We start from the raw sequence: 15,716 nt of genomic DNA, 5'->3' as shown, positions 1-15,716 counted from the left end.
TCTGGTCCGGGACCTGTGATGGTCAGGATTTATTTTCTATAGTTGTAGAGAATAACCAAAACGTAAGATGGGTCACAAGACCTTTCGCCGACATTTTTCCCAGGAGCCCACCCCGTGCCAAAGATTGTCGACCACGATCAACGACGCCTCGAACTGGTGGACGCAACCTGGCGGATCATCGCGAGACTTGGCATGGAAGGCGCCACCATGCGGGAAATCGCCGAAGAGGCAGGCTTCGCAAACGGCGCCCTCAAGCCCTACTTCCCTACGAAGGATCTCCTGCTCACGTCCGCTTTCGGGCACGTATTCAACCGGACCAACCAACGCATCGCAGTCGTGACGGAAGGGTTGTCAGGACTGGCGGCCCTGCGCGCCTTCTGCGCCGAGGTCCTTCCGCTGGACGAGGAACGCGTCAACGAAGCGCGCATCGTGATCCCCTTCTGGCAAAAGGCACTCAACGACGCCGACATGGCCGCCCTGCACAGCGAATCCATGAACCAGTGGCACGCCACCATCACCGCCCATGCCGCAGCAGCCCGGGCGGCCGGTGAGATCGCCACCCCACTGGAGGATGCCGCCGTCGCCGATCACCTGCTCAACATGATGCTTGGCGCGCAGATTGTGGCGGCACTGTCACCGGCTGAACACTTCTCGCAGGACCTGGCAGGGCAGCTGGACAACTATTTGGCACTGCTGGCGGCGTGAGCACGGCCGCCTGTCCCGCGCGAGATTTCACATTCATAGCGGGATCGCTATGAATGTGAAATGTCCACAAGCTGCGCCAAGAACCGTTACATATTCATAGCGATACCGCTACCATTATGAAATGGCGCTCAGCATCTCCGAGTTGGCAAACCGCCTCCATGTGAACGAGAGCCGAGCACGGCACCTCGTCAATTCCGGACGCATACGCGGGCAACGGGTCGGTGGACGCTGGATAGTTGAGGAAGCCGATGCCGCCCAGTACCGCCCTGGGAGGCTTGCCGGCCGACCTCTTTCCGAACGAAGCGCCTGGCTGCTCATGTCATCTTTTTGGGACGAAAGCCCACGCTCTCCCCTTGATTACTTAGAGCTCTCACCCATCGAGAGGCATCGCCTCAACGAACGGATCAGGCGGCTCCAGGACTCGCACGATCCTCAGGACCTCCTCGCCGCATGGCTCGCCAATCGCGCCGAAAAGTTCGAGTTCTCCTCCAACCCGGCAGACATAGCCGAGCTTCGCGAGGACAAACGAATCTACGTCTCCGGCGTTTCCCATCCACGGTCAGGACTGCTGGCGAACGCAGAGCTGGAGGCGTACGTGCGACGCGACGAACTAAAGGACGTCGTTAAAGACTGGTTCCTGGTTGAACCTGCCTCCGGCAAGAGATCCAATGTCATTCTCAGAGCGGCCGATCAAATCCCGGGCGAACTTCCACCGCTTGCTGTGGCGGCAGACCTCGCGGAGCGGCCAGGTGTCCGCGAACAACAGGCCGCACGTGAAATCCTCGGGAGCATTCATGCCCATTGAGCTTCCAGCGATGCCCCTCGAACAACAGGAAGCATGGCAAGCGGTCTTCGAAATCCATGGCTCCATGCACGACGGCTGGGTCTTGGTCGGCGGCCAAGCCGTCTTCCTGCACGCCGTGGAACGAGGAGCTCCGACCGTGCGGGCCACGAACGACGCGGATATGGCCCTGGACATCCGGGCCTTCCCGACGATGCTCCACGACTTCACCGCCCTCCTCGTGCGGCTCGGATTCGAGTCCTCAGGAGAATCACTGGAGGGCTATCAACATCGCTGGAAGCGCGGAGAGGCAATGATTGACGTTCTCATCCCGCGCCATCTCGGTGAACGTGCCGAGAAGCGACGCGGAATTACGGGTGGAACCACAATTGCTGCACCAGCCAGCCAGCAAGCGCTCGACCGTTCGGAGACCGTTGCCGTTCAGGCAGGATCAGCGACCGGCAGCGTGGTCCGGCCCACGCTCCTGGGCAGCCTCATCGGTAAGGCCGCAGCACTGACCATCATTAACGACCCCCGCAGGCAGCGGCACATCGACGATTTCCTCACTTTGGCCTCTGTTATCCGGGCGTCCGACCTTCGCGGTGTGGCTTACAAGCCGGCTGAACGGGACCACCTTGCAGATATGCTGGGTCGCCTCGCCAATGAACCGGAGCTTATGGATCAGTTCCCGGAAGGTGGCGAGGGCGTGGAACGCCTCCGTCTGTCGCTGAGCTAGCTCGTCGCCCCTGACGCCACCACACCCAAGCCCAGCCCCGCGATGATTCCGCTGGAGGTCCGTTCGACGACGGTGCTCACCTTGGGCTTCTTGAGCCACCTCATTGCCTTGAAGGCCACGACGGCGATCATGGAGAGGTAGGCGAAGGCGATAACGGCCACCACCACACCAAGGATCAACGACGTGCCCATCGTGTCGCCGCCGTGCGGGATGAACTGCGGGACCACCGCCAGGTAGAACAGGCCAACCTTCGGGTTGAGGAGGGTGGACAGAGCCCCGGCGCCAAGCGCAGAAAGCCGGTTGTAGGGCAAAGGCTCTTCCGCGGATCCACTGGCGCCCGCCTTCGCAGCACGACGCGACTTAATGAACGAGGAGATCCCCAAGTACAGCAAGTACAACCCTCCGGCGATCTTGATCCAGCGGAACAACTCCGCGGACTGCTCCAGGATCGCGGCCAGGCCCACACCCACCAGCGCCGCCCAGACAATCGCTGCACCTGCGGAACCGGCGGCCGCGGCGATGCCCGCCGACGGTCTGTTCAACGCAATGCGCAGCACCAGGAAAGTGTCGGGGCCAGGAGTCACAGACAGGACCAGGCAGAGACCAGCGAAAGCAGCGAGGGAAGCGAGAGTCACAAGATCGATTGTGGAGGATACCGGCAGGTAGCGAAAGCCAGGAAAGCGTTCGCTTGCCGTCAAAGCCTGTTCGTCCAATGACAAGACCGCTCCACGTGACGCCAACCACACTGGAGACATCGCCGCGCGCCGTATCGGCCGTGAAGACTTACTACCTGAGCGGAGTACCAATGGAGACTTACGACGCCCTGCTGGCCTCGATCACCGCAGCCCCCGGCCAGAACAGCCGCACCATCTTCGACCCCGCCACGGGCGAAACTGTTGGCGAGGCCCCGGTCCACACCGTGGAGGACCTCCAGCGCGCAATCGATGCGGCCGCCGCAGCCCAGCCAGCCTGGGCGGCCTTGGGCCACGACGCCAGGTCCGCCGCGCTTCTGAAAGCAGCCGACGCCGTCGAACGTTCCGCCGAAGAACTCGCCCAGCTGCTCTCCCGCGAGCAGGGCAAGCCACTGAACGGCCCGAACGCACGCTTCGAAGTCGGCGCCTGCGCCGCCTGGCTGCGCGCCACCGCCGGCACCCCGCTGGAACCCGAAGTGGTCGTTGACGACGGCGAAACCCGCGCCGAGCTGCACTACCGGCCCATCGGCGTCGTGGGCGCGATCGGTCCTTGGAACTGGCCCATGATGATCACCGTCTGGCAGATCGCGCCAGCCCTGCGCATGGGTAACGCCGTGGTGGTCAAGCCCTCCGAGTACACACCGTTGTCCGTGCTCGCCCTGATCTCGATCATCAACCAGGAACTGCCCGAGGGCCTGCTCACTGTGGTGTCCGGGGGCCGTGACGTCGGTGAAGCGCTTGCCTCGCATGACGCGATCGGCAAGGTCATGTTCACCGGCTCAACCGCCACGGGCAAGGCGATCATCCGTTCCTCCGCGGACACCGTCAAGCGGCTCACGCTCGAGCTCGGTGGCAACGACGCCGGCATCGTCCTGCCCGACTCCGACCCCAAGGCCATCGCCGAAGGCCTGTTCTGGGGCGCGTTCATCAACACCGGCCAGACGTGTGCCGCCCTGAAGCGCCTCTACGTCCACGAGTCCCAGTACGAAGCCGTCTGCTCAGAGCTCACAGCAGTTGCAGCGGCGATGCCAATGGGTGTTGGGCTCGACGAAAACAACGTCCTGGGCCCGCTCCAGAACCGCCAGCAGTACGACATCGTCGCCCGCTTGGTGGACGCCGCCCGCGACTCCGGCGCCCGCATCCTGCTCGGCGGCAACCCCGACGCCGAGCAGCCCGGCAACTTCTACCCCACCACCCTCGTGGCCGACATCGACAACGACAACCCGCTCGTCGCGGAAGAACAGTTCGGCCCGGCGCTTCCGATCATCAAGTACAGCACCGTTGATGAGGCCGTCACCCAGGCGAACGCGCTCGACGTCGGACTCGGCGCCTCGGTCTGGTCCTCAGACCCCGCCGCCGCCCGCGAAGTCGCCGCACGCATCCAGGCCGGAACGGTATGGATCAACAAACACGGCGCCGTGGATCCCCGTGTCCCGTTCGGCGGAGCCAAGCAGTCAGGCTACGGGCTGGAGTTCGGCGCCGAAGGCCTCAAAGCCCTGGGAGTGCCGCAGATCATCAACGGCTGATCCCCTTCCCCGCCCAAGTAGGGGACAGATAACGTCGCACTGAGCCTCCACAGCGACGTTATCTGTCCCCTACTTGGGCTGCGGGTGGCTGCGTCGGTTCCCGTTGGCCACACGGTGGACGCTTTTGCGCAGCTGTATACCCGGCGTGAAACCATGAGCGGTATGGCCCAGAAGATTGCGTACCAAGGTGAGCCCGGAGCCAATTCGGACCTCGCGTGCAAGGAAATGTTCCCCGAACTCGAAAGCGTGCCGTGCGCCAGCTTTGAGGATGCGTTTGAACTTGTCTCCAACGGGGATGTCGATCTGGCCATGATCCCCATCGAGAACTCCATCGCCGGGCGGGTGGCCGACATCCATGTCCTGCTCCCCCAGTCCAATCTTCAGATCGTCGGGGAGTATTTCCTCCCGATCCACTTCGACCTAATGGGCGTTCCCGGCAGCACCATCGAAGCGGCCACGGAGGTGCACAGCCACATCCATGCCCTGGGCCAGTGCCGCCGCATCATCCGCGAGGCCGGCCTCAAGCCCGTCATTGCCGGTGACACCGCCGGTTCGGCACGGGAAGTCCGGGACTGGAACGACCCCCGCAAGCTCTCGCTCGCTCCGCCGCTGGCGGCCCAGTTGTACGGCCTCGAAGTCCTTGCCTCCGGCGTCGAGGACAACCCCACCAACACCACCCGCTTTGTTGTCCTGGCGCGTGAACGCGAACTTCCCACCAAGGAAGAACTCCCCGGCCCGGCGATCACCAGTTTTGTTTTCCGCGTCCGCAACGTTCCTTCTGCCCTGTACAAGGCACTGGGCGGCTTCGCTACCAATGGGCTGAACATGACCCGACTCGAGAGCTACATGGTCGGCGACGAGTTCGCGGCCACCATGTTCCTGTCCGACGTCGAAGGCCACCCGGAGGACGCTCGTCTGCGCCGCGCGCTGGAGGAACTGGAGTTCTTCACCACCGAAGTGCGCGTCCTGGGCGTCTATGCAGCGGATGCATATCGGGAGCGGAACACAGTCAAGGCCTGAGACCGAAAGCTCAAGAGCACGTGCTTTACGTCCATCGGATTCAGCACCGCGCAGACGTCTACAAGCCTCGCTGATTCGGCCAAGCTAAAAATGCGTCGGCTCCTCCACAAGTGCCGTGGCAATGCTGTCGGCATCTTCCAGGGCTGCGAGGTAGCGCTCGGCATCCAGCGCTGCCGAACACCCGGTTCCCGCGGCCGTGATCGCCTGGCGGTAGCGGTGGTCCACGGCGTCGCCGCAAGCGAAGACACCGGACAGGTTGGTGCACGTGGTGGGCGAATCCACCTTGATGTAGCCCTCCGCGTCGAGCTCAACCTGGCCCGCAACAAGCTCCGTCCGCGGCAAGTGTCCGATGGCCACGAAGATGCCCGTTGCTGCCTGCTCACGGGTTTCCCCGGTGCGGGTATCCGTAAGGGTCACCCCCGTGACCTTGGTATCGCCATGGATGGCGGTCACGGCTGAGTTCCAGGCGAACGAGATCTTCGGGTTGTCCTTGGCGCGTTGGGCCATGATCCGCGAGGCGCGCAGCTCGCCCTTGCGCACGACGACGGTCACGGACTTACCGAATCGCGTCAGGAACGTCGCTTCCTCCATGGCCGAGTCTCCGCCGCCGACCACAATGATGTCCTGCTCGCGAAAGAAGAATCCGTCGCAGGTGGCGCACCACGACACACCATGCCCGCTGAGCTTCTTCTCCTCCGGCAAACCCAGTTCCTTATAGGCCGAGCCGGTCGCCAGGATGACCGCCGTGGCCTCGTGCTTCTCGCCGCCGCCGGTGACCACAGTCTTGACGTGACCTGCAAGCGAAACTTCAGTGACGTCGTCGAACACTATCCGGGCGCCGAACTTCTCCGCCTGGGCCTGCAGCCCGTCCATCAGCTCAGGGCCTTGGATCCCTTCAGGGAAGCCGGGGAAGTTCTCCACTTCCGTGGTGTTCATGAGGGCTCCGCCGGCCGTGACCGAACCAGCCAGGACCAAGGGGTTCAGGCCCGCCCGGGCTGCGTAAATTGCTGCCGTGTAGCCCGCAGGGCCGGACCCGATGATGATCAGCTGTTCCATTGATTCTCCTGGATTGATCTGGTCGGGGTCGTCCGCACCCGCTGCCACGAAGAATACATCCATGCGCTAAAGATCGCTCCGTCCGCTGGCAATTTTCACAGGCGGGCAACGGCTGGAGAGAAGTCCTCATATTCGCCATTGCCGGCGGAGGGTTCCGTTGGCCTTCCGGCCAACGGAACCACCGCCGGACAATGGCGCGACACCCGGCTGCTTGAGTGCCGCACGCCCGCCATGGATTGACGGGACGGGCACGATCTATCGCCCCACGGACGCTGCTTCTTCCTCACGCTCCCCACGCGGATCAACTGGGTCCGCCGAAGATCCGCGCCCAAGCTTGCCCGGCCACCAGATCTTGCTGTCGATGTCGTAGGCCAATGCTGGAACAAGCAAGGACCGGACCAGCACGGTGTCCAGGAGCACGCCGAACGCGACAATGAACGCCAGCTGCACGAGGAACATGATCGGGATGACGCCCAACGCAGCGAACGTGGCGGCGAGCACAACGCCGGCCGAGGTGATGACACCCCCTGTTACGGAAAGTCCCCGGAGGATACCCGGACGCGTCCCGTGCTTGAGCGATTCTTCCCGGACTCGGCTCATGAGGAAGATGTTGTAGTCAACGCCCAGCGCAACCAGGAACACAAAGCCGAACAGCGGCACTGTTGCGTCAGCTCCCGGGAATCCGAAAATCCCATTGAACACCCAGGCGGAGACGCCCATGGCCGCGCCGTAGGACAACACCACCGAGAGCACCAACAGCACCGGCGCAACCACCGAGCGCAGGAGCAGCATCAGGATAAAGAGGATGACCACCAGCACGATTGGGATGATGACCACCAAGTCACGCTGTGCGGTGGTGTTGGTGTCCAGGGCTGTGGCAGTGACACCGCCGACCAACGCTCCCGGGTCTGCTTCCTTGACGGCAACGCGCAGGGCTTTCACGGCATTTTCGGCCTCGATCGAGTCCGCCGCGTTGTTCAACGTGGCGTTGATGAGCACTTTGCCGTCACGGACTGCGGGTTCGGATGGCGTTCCCGGAGCTCCCGTAATGGGCACGCTTCCGTCGGCCAGCAGGTAGGCGTCGCCAACGCCGTCGGCGGCTTTGACCTTGTCCAGGACCTGTTGCGCCGAACCTTCGGAGGCGACCACGACGGCGGGGCTGCCGCTGCCGGCGTCGAAATGGCGCGCCAGTGCGTCCTGGCCGTCCACGGCGTCGGACTTGGACAGGATCACGTCGGTCTGCGGCACACCGTTGGCTTTCAGTTGCAGGACACCCGTCGCGGCCACGAGGAGCAACAGCACAGACGCGATCCAGACGACGCGCGGCCGCCGCGAGACCAGGCGGCCGGTGGCGCGCCACAGACCCTTTTGCCCCTCAAGTCCGGTCACAATGTCAGGTTCGCGTTCGTCGTCGGGCAGCAGCTTGGGCCGGAAGGGCCAGAAGGCGGCGCGTCCCAGCAAAGCCATCAGCGCGGGCAGGAGCGTGAGCGCAGCGAAGAGTGCGCACAGGATCCCGGCTGCGGCCACGGGGCCCAGCGCCTTGTTGGAATTCAGGTCGGAGAAGAGAAGGCAGAGCAGGGCGATGATGACGGTGGCGCCGGAGGCAAGAATCGGTTCGAAGGACGCCTTCCACGCGGTTAGAACGGCCTGCGTGCGGTTTCGCGTGTGGGTCAGCGCCTCACGGAATCGTGCTACGAACAACAGCGCGTAGTCGGTGGCGGCACCGATCACCAAAATCGACAGGATGCCCTGGCTTTGGCCGTTGAGCTGGATCCATCCCAGTTTGGCCATGCCGAACACCAGCAGGATCGCGGCGCACAGGGCAAAGACCGAGGTGAAAAGCACCGCCAGCGGAAGCACCACCGAGCGATACACCAGAAGCAGGATCACGAACACTGCGCCCAGGGCTACCAGCAGCAGGATTCCGTCGATGCCGCCGAAGGCGTTGACGAGGTCAGCCGTCAATCCCGCCGGGCCTGTCACATACGCTTTCATGCCGTCCGGAGCACCCGGCTGCACAACGTCACGCAACTCCTTCACCACGTCACGGATTTCATCCGTGGACGCGATCGGGACGATGTACTGAACAGCCTTGCTGTCTTCCGAAGGGATAGGACCGACGACGGCGCTCCCCAGCTTGAGTGCCTCGATGTCGGCTTTCAGCTTGGCTGCTTCGCCCAGCTGGGCCGGGGTGAATGCTGCGTCGTTCTCGATGATGACCACAGCGGGGATCTCTTTGGAATCACGGAACTTGGCCTGCCAGTCGCCGGCTTCGGTGGCTTCCGCCCCGGCGGGCAGGAAGGATGCCTGGTCGTTGGAGGAGACTTCGTCCAGGCGCCCGAACGTGGGGCCGCCCACTCCTGCGATGCCCAGCCACGTGATGACGAGCACCACCGGCACCAGCCAGCGTAGCCAGAACGGTACTTTCTGCGGATTCATGAGTCCTTCTTCTAGGGGAAGCTTCTAAGTATTTTCATTAGACTATATAGTATCTCCATGATGGAACTAATCAAGAGGCCTGCCTTGATGGATGCGCTGAAGGGGCGTGGCGGGGAGTAATATCCGGAGGGCAGAAATGACTCAAGGAGGGCAGATGTCGGACAAGAACGGGCAGCGGACCGGCAATCCTGCCGCAGCCCCGGAAGCTGCCGTCCCGCCGTCGGACGCCGCGCCGGAAGGTGCCGGCCCGCCGTCGGGCCCCTCCCAGGACCTGGTCCGCCTGCTCCAGGACTTCACGCTGGAAGCCAACCACTACGTGGATGCTGCCGGCGGAGCAAACGACATGCACCGCACCGACCTCAACGCCTTGGCGGTGATCATGCGACATTCGGCCGCCGGACTCGTGGTGACGCCGGGAGTGCTACGCAGCGAACTGCGCCTGAGCTCCCCCGCCACCACCGCGCTGGTCGACCGCCTCCATGCGAGCGGCCACGTGGTCCGCGAGCGCCTGGGCACGGACCGTCGCCAGGTCCAACTCCAGATGACCCCCAAGGCGTACCAGGACGGCAGTGCCATCTTCATGCCGCTCGCCATGCGCATGGGCAAGGCCATGGCCGAGTACAGCGCGGAGGAACTGGAACTCGTACGCCGCTTCATGGCCGACATGGTGGAGGCGACCATCGAAGCCCGGCGACAAGCCACAGCGGCGGAACCCAACTAGGGGACAGCAAACGACCCAATGAGCCCCTATTGGACCGTTTCCTGTCCCCCAGTTGGGGTGGGGTGGTTGTAGCGTTTCCCTATGAACGCGCAGCAGCCAGAAGATGTCTATACCCACGGGCACCACGAGTCGGTTGTCCGGGCCCATGCTTCACGGACGGTCGAGAATTCGGCGGCGTTCGTGATCCCCCATCTCACCCCCGGAACGTCGGTTCTCGACGTCGGTTGCGGACCTGGGAGCATCACCTGCGATTTCGCGGGGCTGGTTGCGCCGGGGCAAGTGATCGGGCTGGACCGCTCTGCCGATATCGTGGCGCAGGCAACCGAACTGGCCAGGGAGCGCGGCGTGGACAACGTGACGTTCCAAACCGGCAATATCTATGATCTCGACTATGAGGACGAATCGTTCGACCTCGTCCACGCCCACCAGGTCCTCCAGCACCTCACCGACCCCGTCGCGGCCCTGCGTGAGATGCGCCGCGTAGCCAAACCCGGTGCCATCGTGGCCGTGCGCGACGCCGATTTCCACGGCATGAGCTGGTACCCGGAAGTTCCGGAACTCGACGACTGGATGGAGTTGTACCAAAAGATCGCCCGGCGCAACGGAGCAGAACCCGACGCCGGCCGGCGCTTGGTCTCATGGGCGCAGCAGGCAGGATTCACGCAGGTGGCCCCCACAAGCAGCAACTGGCTCTACGCCACGGCCCAGCAGCGTGCCTGGCAATCCCGGGTCTGGAGCGAACGCGTTCTCCATTCCGCGTTCGCCGAGCAGGCCTTGGAATATGGCCTGGCCAACGAGGCCGACCTTGCCCGGATCGCCGCCGGCTGGCACCGCTGGGGCGCCACCGAGGACGGCTATTTCCTCATTCCGAACGGCGAAGTCATCGCCCGGGCATAAGGCTCAAAAAAAGATTCCGGAACCATGTAGAAATCTCCTCACCAGTTCCGACCCATGAGTGAAGCACCCATCCAGGGCGCCACGTCACAAGGAGTTAGCCATGAAATACATGATCATGATGTTCGGGTCCGCTGAGGGCATGATGGAGACCGCCGATCCTGAGTGGATCCGGGAAATGATCGGATTCATGATCCAGATCGACAAGGACCTGACCGAATCCGGGGAACTCGTCTTCAACGCCGGTCTGACCGACGGCAGCACCGCCAAGCTCGTCAAGCAGACCCCGGACGGCGTCATCACCACCGATGGCCCCTACGCCGAATCCAAGGAATCCCTCGTCGGCTACTGGGTGGTCGATGTCGCCAGCGAGGAGCGAGCCGTGGAAATCTGTTCCAGCATTGTGAAGTACTCCCAGGTGGTTGAGCTCCGCGCCCTCGCGGACGGCCCTCCGGAGGTTTAGTCCTTGGCCCAACCCGCCCGGGAAAGAGACATCGAGGACCTGCTGCGCACCCTCGCGCCGCAGGTCCTCGGCGTGCTGGCACGCAAGCACGGCCAGTTCGATGCCTGCGAGGACGCCGTCCAGGAAGCGCTGTTGGAGGCCGCCATGCAATGGCCCTCTGCCCTGCCGGACAACCCGAAAGCATGGCTGATGGCGGTCGCATCACGCCGCTTGGTGGATTTCTATCGAAGTGAAAATGCCCGGCGTGCGCGTGAGGAACGGGTCGCGGCCATGGACGTCCAGTACAGCGCCGCCCCGGAAACAGACGACACCCTTACCCTCATGTTCCTCTGCTGCCACCCCGCGTTGTCGGCACCGTCGCAACTGGCCCTGACGCTGAGGGCAGTTGGAGGACTCACGACGGCGGAAATCGCCTCAGCCTTCCTGGTCCCCGAAGCGACCATGGGACAACGCATCAGCCGCGCGAAACAGGGGATCCAGAAGGCCGGAGCCACGTTCAGCATGCCGCCGCCTTCCGAGCGGAAGGCGAGGCTCGGCGTCGTACTTCACGTCCTGTACTTGATCTTCAACGAAGGTTACGCTGCGAGCTCAGGTGCGTCGCTGCAGCGCGAAGAACTTACTACGGAGGCCATCCGGCTGGCTCGCCTGTTGGTGGCCGCTGCCCCCGAGCCGGAGGTGACCGGACTGCTGGCGCTGATGCTGCTCACCGACTCCCGGCGATCGGCGCGGACTCTGGGCGATGGGACCCCGGTTCCGCTGGCTGAGCAGGACCGAAATCTGTGGAACCGCGCGCAGATCGACGAGGGCATTGCGCTGTTGTCATCAGTGCTGGGACGCGGTGCTGCCGGACCGTACCAACTGCAGGCCGCGATCGCGGCCGTTCACGCGGAGGCGGCCTCCAACGAGGAAACCGATTGGCCGCAAATCCTTGCCCTGTACACGGTGTTGGAGGCTGTCGCTCCGAGTCCGGTGGTGACGCTGAACCGCGCAGTGGCCCTGGCCATGGTGAAGGGGCCTGCGGCGGGTCTTGAGCTGCTTGCCGGGCTGGATGCTGGGCTCGGGCGCTCGCACCGGCTGGATGCCGTGCGTGGGCATCTGTACGAGATGGCCGGCTCGATTCCGCAGGCCCGTGCCGCTTTTCTTGCCGCAGCCAAAAAAACACAGAGCCTCCAGGAGCGTCGCTACCTGCTGGGGAAGGTCACAAAGCTGGACGACGGCGGGTCCGGACCCCCTATAGTCGGAACCATGGAACAGCGCATACTTGGCAAGACCGGCCGTCCCGTTTCAACCGTTGGCCTGGGAACGTGGCAACTCGGAGCCGACTGGGGTTCCGTCACCGAAGCGGATGCTTTTGCCGTGCTGGAAGCTTCGGTGGAGCACGGTGTCACGTTCTTCGACACCGCCGATGTGTACGGTGACGGGCGCAGCGAACAGTTCATTGGCCGTTTCCTCAGCGAGCACCCGGAGCTCAACGTCACGGTTGCCACCAAGATGGGGCGCCGTGTGGACCAAGTCCCGGAAAATTACACCCTCAAGAACTTCCGGGAATGGACCGACCGTTCCCGCCGCAACCTTCAGCAGGACACCCTGGACCTCGTCCAGCTGCACTGCCCGCCCACCTCCGTGTACAGCAACTCCGAGGTCTATGACGCCTTGGACACCTTGGTCAGCGAGGGAGCCATCCGCAACTATGGCGTCAGCGTGGAACGGACGGACGAGGCCCTTGAAGCCATCAAGCGCGGCAACACGGCCTCAGTCCAGATCATCCTGAACGCCTTCCGTTTGAAGCCGCTCGATGAGGTCTTGCCCGCAGCCAAGGAAGCCGGCGTGGGCATCATCGCCCGCGTTCCCCTGGCTTCCGGATTGTTGTCCGGCAAGTACACTCCGGAGACGGAGTTCCCGGAGAATGACCACCGGAACTATAACCGCGACGGTGCAGCTTTCGACGTCGGCGAGACCTTCTCCGGCGTGGACTTCGCCACCGGCGTCAAGGCAGCGCAGGAGTTCAGCGCTTTGGTTCCCGACGGCGTCACCACCCCGCAAGCGGCCCTCGCCTGGGTCGTGGCCCAGGATGGCGTCACGTCGGTGATTCCCGGAGCCCGCTCGGCCGAGCAAGCCGCGGCCAACGCCGAAGCCGGAGACATGCACGTTGTCGGCGCAGGATTGTCGGACGGGGTGCGGGACATCTACGACCGCTACTTCCGCGAAGCGATCCACCCGCGCTGGTAGGCGGCAGGCCGGCGTCGTACGCTTTGCGCTTGGCATCCTTCCCAACGCGCGACGCCGCTCACCAACCGCTGCGTGTCGGCGTGTGGCCCTTCCGCGCTTCCTCGGGCATCGACATTTCCGCCCTTAGGCCGAGGAGGCGGATCGGGCGCTCGGGTTCGATTTTGGCGGAAAGGTCCAGCGCCTGGGACAGGACTTCGTCTCGGTCGAAGGTCTCGGGGATTTTCCTCGCGTAGGTCTTGGTGAAGAAGGGCTTATAGCGGACCTTGAGGGTCAAACCGACCACGGGCCGGCCTTCGGCTGCGACGTCTTCCAGGACGCGGGCGGTCAGTTCCTTTAGGGCGTTTTCGATCTGCCCGGGCTCGGTGAGATCCTCTTGGAACGTGGTTTCACGGCCGTGAGCGCGGGCAACCCAAGGCGTGTCATCCACCTCCGTGGCGCCCTCGCCCCTGCCGAGTTGCGCGTACCACGGACCCATTTTCGGGCCGAACTCGGGGACCAGGTCCTGCGGGTCCGCGGCGGCGAGTTCCTTCACCGTGGTGATTCCGTGGGTTGCCAATCGCTTGGAAATCTTGGGACCTACGCCCCACAACCCGATGGTGGGCTTCTCCCCCATGACGTCCAGCCAGTTGTCCTTGGTCAGGCGGAAGATGCCGGCCGGTTTGCCGAAATCGGTGGCGTTCTTGGCTCGGACCAGGGTGTCGCCGATGCCCACGCTGCAGTGCAGCTGGGTGTTCTCGAGGACGGCGGCCTGAATCTGCTTTGCGTACGCCACCGGGTCCTCGGTGCGGACGCCAACAAATGCCTCATCCCACCCCAGCACTTGCACTGTGGCACCGGGCTGCTCGCGAAGGGTGGTCATCACGGTTTCGGAAGCAACCAGATACGCTTCTTGATCGACAGGCAGGATGATGGCGTCCGGCACCTTCCGGGCTGCTATGCGCAGTGGCATGCCCGACCCAACGCCGAAAGCCCGGGCCTCATAGGACGCCGTCGACACGACAGCACGCTCGGTGGGGTCCCCGCGGCCGCCCACGATGATCGGCTTACCGGCAAGCTCCGGGCGCCTCAGTACTTCGACCGCCGCAATGAACTGGTCGAGGTCAACGTGCAGCACCCATGGAGTTCCGCTCACGGGATCAGTCTGCCTCATCGGGTGCCGGGTTGGCTGTACCTTCCCGACCTTCTTTCAGCTTCGCTCCTGCCAAAATCAACCGATTTCGGGTGTATTTAGCGGCCCGCGGCGTGAAAGTGGGTCGTGGCGGCACGCGTCCCGGGCACAGACACGGAGCTTTCTCAACAAAGTGGCAGTGAAGCGATCCACAGCTTCAAACCCCTCGGGGGAAAGAAGCTTCCGTTCCCTTAGGGTTGGAGGACCAGGAAGAAGTCCTGTGGTGCCGTTAAAGAACAATGGACCCGACGGCAATCGGGTCCCTGTTCAGCGCAGTGCGCTCATTTGGTGCGGTTGGAGGGCCATAGAACCTCAAACATCACCCCTTGAGCCTATGGCCCCACACGCTATAGGTGCAACGCTCGTTGAAGCTCCTCGTAGTGTGGCCGCGCCCTGTTCCCATGGAGGAGGTGCCGGCATGACTTCCAAACGCAAATGGAAGGAATCATGGGGCGCCTGGAACTTGGTGGTCAACATCATCCGGCTAGCCGTTGATGTTGCCCGCTGGTTCTGGCACAACATCCCGTAACAGGGAGCGGTGGCCGCCAGTTCCGGCTGGCGGCCACCGTCAGAGTCGCCAATGCGCCGCCAGTGTGGGTCGGGGCGGCACTCGTCCCGGGCACAGGCCGGCCCCGCATAAGCTGAGGTGGTGCAGTTTTCACTTTGGCTGGCCCTGGTAGGCGCCGGCACCCTCATCAGTTTCACTCCCGGCGCCGGCGCGATCTTCACCATGAGCAACTCGCTCAATTCGGGCTTCCGACGCTCCATCTGGGGCATCCTCGGCCAACAGGTGGCCCTGATCATTCACATTTTGATCGTCGCTTTGGGTGTGGGCGTCCTGGTCTCCAACTCGCCCGTGATCTTCAATGTCATTCGCTACGCCGGTGCCGCGTATCTGGTGTACCTGGGCATTCGTCAGTTCCTGCACAAGCCTGACCTGGACAAAGAGCAGGTCGATAACAAGAAGAACGAGCCCGCCCTGTCCATGTTCCAGCGCGGCATCTGGGTCAACCTGCTGAACCCGAAGGCGATCGTTTTCTTCCTGGCCTTCATGCCGCAGTTCATCCGCCCGGACCAGCCCCTGGTACAGCAATATGTCGTGCTGACCGCCACTGTCTTGGCCATCGACATCATGGTCATGTGGTTCTTCTTCGCCTTGGCGGCACGTTCGTTCCAGCGGTTCACCCATGACCAAAAGGGCCAGACCATCCTCAACCGGATCTTCGGCTGCCTGTTCGTACTGGTCGGCATCCTGCTGGCAGTCATCCACTAGCCAGTTCCGGGAA

Annotated in this window: 14 protein-coding genes and 1 pseudogene; 11 read left to right on the top strand and 4 right to left on the bottom strand. The window is 63.5% G+C overall.

Features of this window, described 5'->3' with window-relative positions:
- Window positions 1-114: 114 nt before the first annotated feature.
- From FDP28_RS09600 to FDP28_RS09590, 3 genes are all read left to right on the top strand, one after another.
- On the top strand, window positions 115-705 hold the full coding sequence (locus tag FDP28_RS09600) for a TetR/AcrR family transcriptional regulator (RefSeq protein ID WP_144661088.1): 591 nt from the start codon (window positions 115-117) through the stop codon (window positions 703-705).
- A gap of 121 nt (window positions 706-826) precedes the next feature.
- Window positions 827-1,510, top strand: coding sequence for a helix-turn-helix domain-containing protein (locus FDP28_RS09595; protein WP_144661085.1), 684 nt, complete (start codon window positions 827-829; stop codon window positions 1,508-1,510).
- Window positions 1,500-2,222 (top strand): hypothetical protein, encoded by a 723-nt coding sequence (locus tag FDP28_RS09590; protein ID WP_144661082.1) that lies wholly within the window; start codon window positions 1,500-1,502, stop codon window positions 2,220-2,222. Before FDP28_RS09595 ends, FDP28_RS09590 begins: the two co-directional genes overlap by 11 nt.
- Here FDP28_RS09590 and FDP28_RS09585 read toward each other — a convergent pair.
- Window positions 2,219-2,857: a LysE family translocator gene (locus FDP28_RS09585; RefSeq protein WP_144661078.1), complete on the bottom strand. Its 639-nt coding sequence runs from the start codon at window positions 2,855-2,857 to the stop codon at window positions 2,219-2,221. The genes FDP28_RS09590 and FDP28_RS09585 overlap by 4 nt on opposite strands.
- Before the next feature lie 170 nt (window positions 2,858-3,027).
- On the opposite strand from FDP28_RS09585, the gene FDP28_RS09580 reads away from it, so the two are divergent.
- A complete protein-coding gene (locus tag FDP28_RS09580) occupies window positions 3,028-4,440 on the top strand; it encodes an aldehyde dehydrogenase family protein (RefSeq protein WP_144661076.1) in 1,413 nt (470 codons plus the stop codon).
- A gap of 162 nt (window positions 4,441-4,602) precedes the next feature.
- Complete coding sequence (locus tag FDP28_RS09575) at window positions 4,603-5,460, top strand: prephenate dehydratase (RefSeq protein WP_144661073.1); 858 nt, start codon at window positions 4,603-4,605, stop codon at window positions 5,458-5,460.
- A gap of 84 nt (window positions 5,461-5,544) precedes the next feature.
- Here the strand turns inward: FDP28_RS09575 and trxB are convergent, their stop codons facing one another.
- The gene (gene trxB / locus FDP28_RS09570) at window positions 5,545-6,516 is read right to left on the bottom strand and encodes a thioredoxin-disulfide reductase (RefSeq protein ID WP_144661389.1); all 972 of its coding nucleotides are present in this window, start codon (window positions 6,514-6,516) and stop codon (window positions 5,545-5,547) included.
- Between the two features lie 255 nt (window positions 6,517-6,771).
- The gene (locus FDP28_RS09565) at window positions 6,772-8,955 is read right to left on the bottom strand and encodes an MMPL family transporter (protein WP_144661070.1); all 2,184 of its coding nucleotides are present in this window, start codon (window positions 8,953-8,955) and stop codon (window positions 6,772-6,774) included.
- Between the two features lie 154 nt (window positions 8,956-9,109).
- Here FDP28_RS09565 and FDP28_RS09560 point away from each other — a divergent pair, with 154 nt between their 5' ends.
- The 5 genes and pseudogenes from FDP28_RS09560 to FDP28_RS09540 all read left to right on the top strand — a co-directional run bounded on the left by FDP28_RS09560 (window position 9,110) and on the right by FDP28_RS09540 (window position 13,262).
- On the top strand, window positions 9,110-9,676 hold the full coding sequence (locus FDP28_RS09560; RefSeq protein WP_144661067.1) for a MarR family winged helix-turn-helix transcriptional regulator: 567 nt from the start codon (window positions 9,110-9,112) through the stop codon (window positions 9,674-9,676).
- 81 nt (window positions 9,677-9,757) lie between these two features.
- On the top strand, window positions 9,758-10,573 hold the full coding sequence (locus tag FDP28_RS09555) for a class I SAM-dependent methyltransferase (RefSeq protein WP_144661064.1): 816 nt from the start codon (window positions 9,758-9,760) through the stop codon (window positions 10,571-10,573).
- 100 nt (window positions 10,574-10,673) lie between these two features.
- Window positions 10,674-11,033 (top strand): YciI family protein, encoded by a 360-nt coding sequence (locus tag FDP28_RS09550; RefSeq protein WP_144661061.1) that lies wholly within the window; start codon window positions 10,674-10,676, stop codon window positions 11,031-11,033.
- A 3-nt stretch (window positions 11,034-11,036) separates the two neighbouring features.
- A pseudogene (locus tag FDP28_RS09545) lies at window positions 11,037-11,846 on the top strand (RNA polymerase sigma factor); the annotation flags it as partial.
- Window positions 11,847-12,278: 432 nt separating this feature from the next.
- Window positions 12,279-13,262, top strand: coding sequence for an aldo/keto reductase (locus tag FDP28_RS09540; RefSeq protein ID WP_144661388.1), 984 nt, complete (start codon window positions 12,279-12,281; stop codon window positions 13,260-13,262).
- A 58-nt stretch (window positions 13,263-13,320) separates the two neighbouring features.
- Here FDP28_RS09540 and FDP28_RS09535 read toward each other — a convergent pair whose 3' ends face one another.
- Window positions 13,321-14,412 carry a DNA polymerase IV gene (locus tag FDP28_RS09535; RefSeq protein WP_186313578.1) on the bottom strand — a complete coding sequence of 364 codons (1,092 nt, stop codon included), beginning with the start codon at window positions 14,410-14,412 and terminating at the stop codon, window positions 13,321-13,323.
- Window positions 14,413-15,079: 667 nt separating this feature from the next.
- On the opposite strand from FDP28_RS09535, the gene FDP28_RS09530 reads away from it, so the two are divergent.
- Window positions 15,080-15,703: a LysE family transporter gene (locus FDP28_RS09530; RefSeq protein ID WP_186313577.1), complete on the top strand. Its 624-nt coding sequence runs from the start codon at window positions 15,080-15,082 to the stop codon at window positions 15,701-15,703.
- The last annotated feature ends 13 nt before the right edge of the window (window positions 15,704-15,716 follow it).

The sequence above is a fragment of the Paenarthrobacter nicotinovorans genome, from assembly GCF_007670255.1.
Lineage (GTDB): Bacteria > Actinomycetota > Actinomycetes > Actinomycetales > Micrococcaceae > Arthrobacter > Arthrobacter nicotinovorans_B.
The sequence above is the reverse complement of the archived record's forward strand: the minus strand, read 5'-3'. Positions and strand labels throughout refer to the sequence as shown.

Excerpts from the sequence above, each read along its gene's own strand:
- FDP28_RS09595 (WP_144661085.1), top strand. The coding sequence starts at position 827 with ATGGCGCTCAGCATCTCCGAGTTGGCAAACCGCCTCCATGTGAACGAG.
- FDP28_RS09590 (WP_144661082.1), top strand. The coding sequence starts at position 1,500 with ATGCCCATTGAGCTTCCAGCGATGCCCCTCGAACAACAGGAAGCATGG.
- FDP28_RS09580 (WP_144661076.1), top strand. The coding sequence starts at position 3,028 with ATGGAGACTTACGACGCCCTGCTGGCCTCGATCACCGCAGCCCCCGGC.
- FDP28_RS09575 (WP_144661073.1), top strand. The coding sequence starts at position 4,603 with ATGGCCCAGAAGATTGCGTACCAAGGTGAGCCCGGAGCCAATTCGGAC.
- trxB (WP_144661389.1), bottom strand. The coding sequence starts at position 6,516 with ATGGAACAGCTGATCATCATCGGGTCCGGCCCTGCGGGCTACACGGCA.
- FDP28_RS09565 (WP_144661070.1), bottom strand. The coding sequence starts at position 8,955 with ATGAATCCGCAGAAAGTACCGTTCTGGCTACGCTGGCTGGTGCCGGTG.
- FDP28_RS09560 (WP_144661067.1), top strand. The coding sequence starts at position 9,110 with ATGTCGGACAAGAACGGGCAGCGGACCGGCAATCCTGCCGCAGCCCCG.
- FDP28_RS09555 (WP_144661064.1), top strand. The coding sequence starts at position 9,758 with ATGAACGCGCAGCAGCCAGAAGATGTCTATACCCACGGGCACCACGAG.
- FDP28_RS09550 (WP_144661061.1), top strand. The coding sequence starts at position 10,674 with ATGAAATACATGATCATGATGTTCGGGTCCGCTGAGGGCATGATGGAG.
- FDP28_RS09540 (WP_144661388.1), top strand. The coding sequence starts at position 12,279 with ATGGAACAGCGCATACTTGGCAAGACCGGCCGTCCCGTTTCAACCGTT.
- FDP28_RS09535 (WP_186313578.1), bottom strand. The coding sequence starts at position 14,412 with ATGAGGCAGACTGATCCCGTGAGCGGAACTCCATGGGTGCTGCACGTT.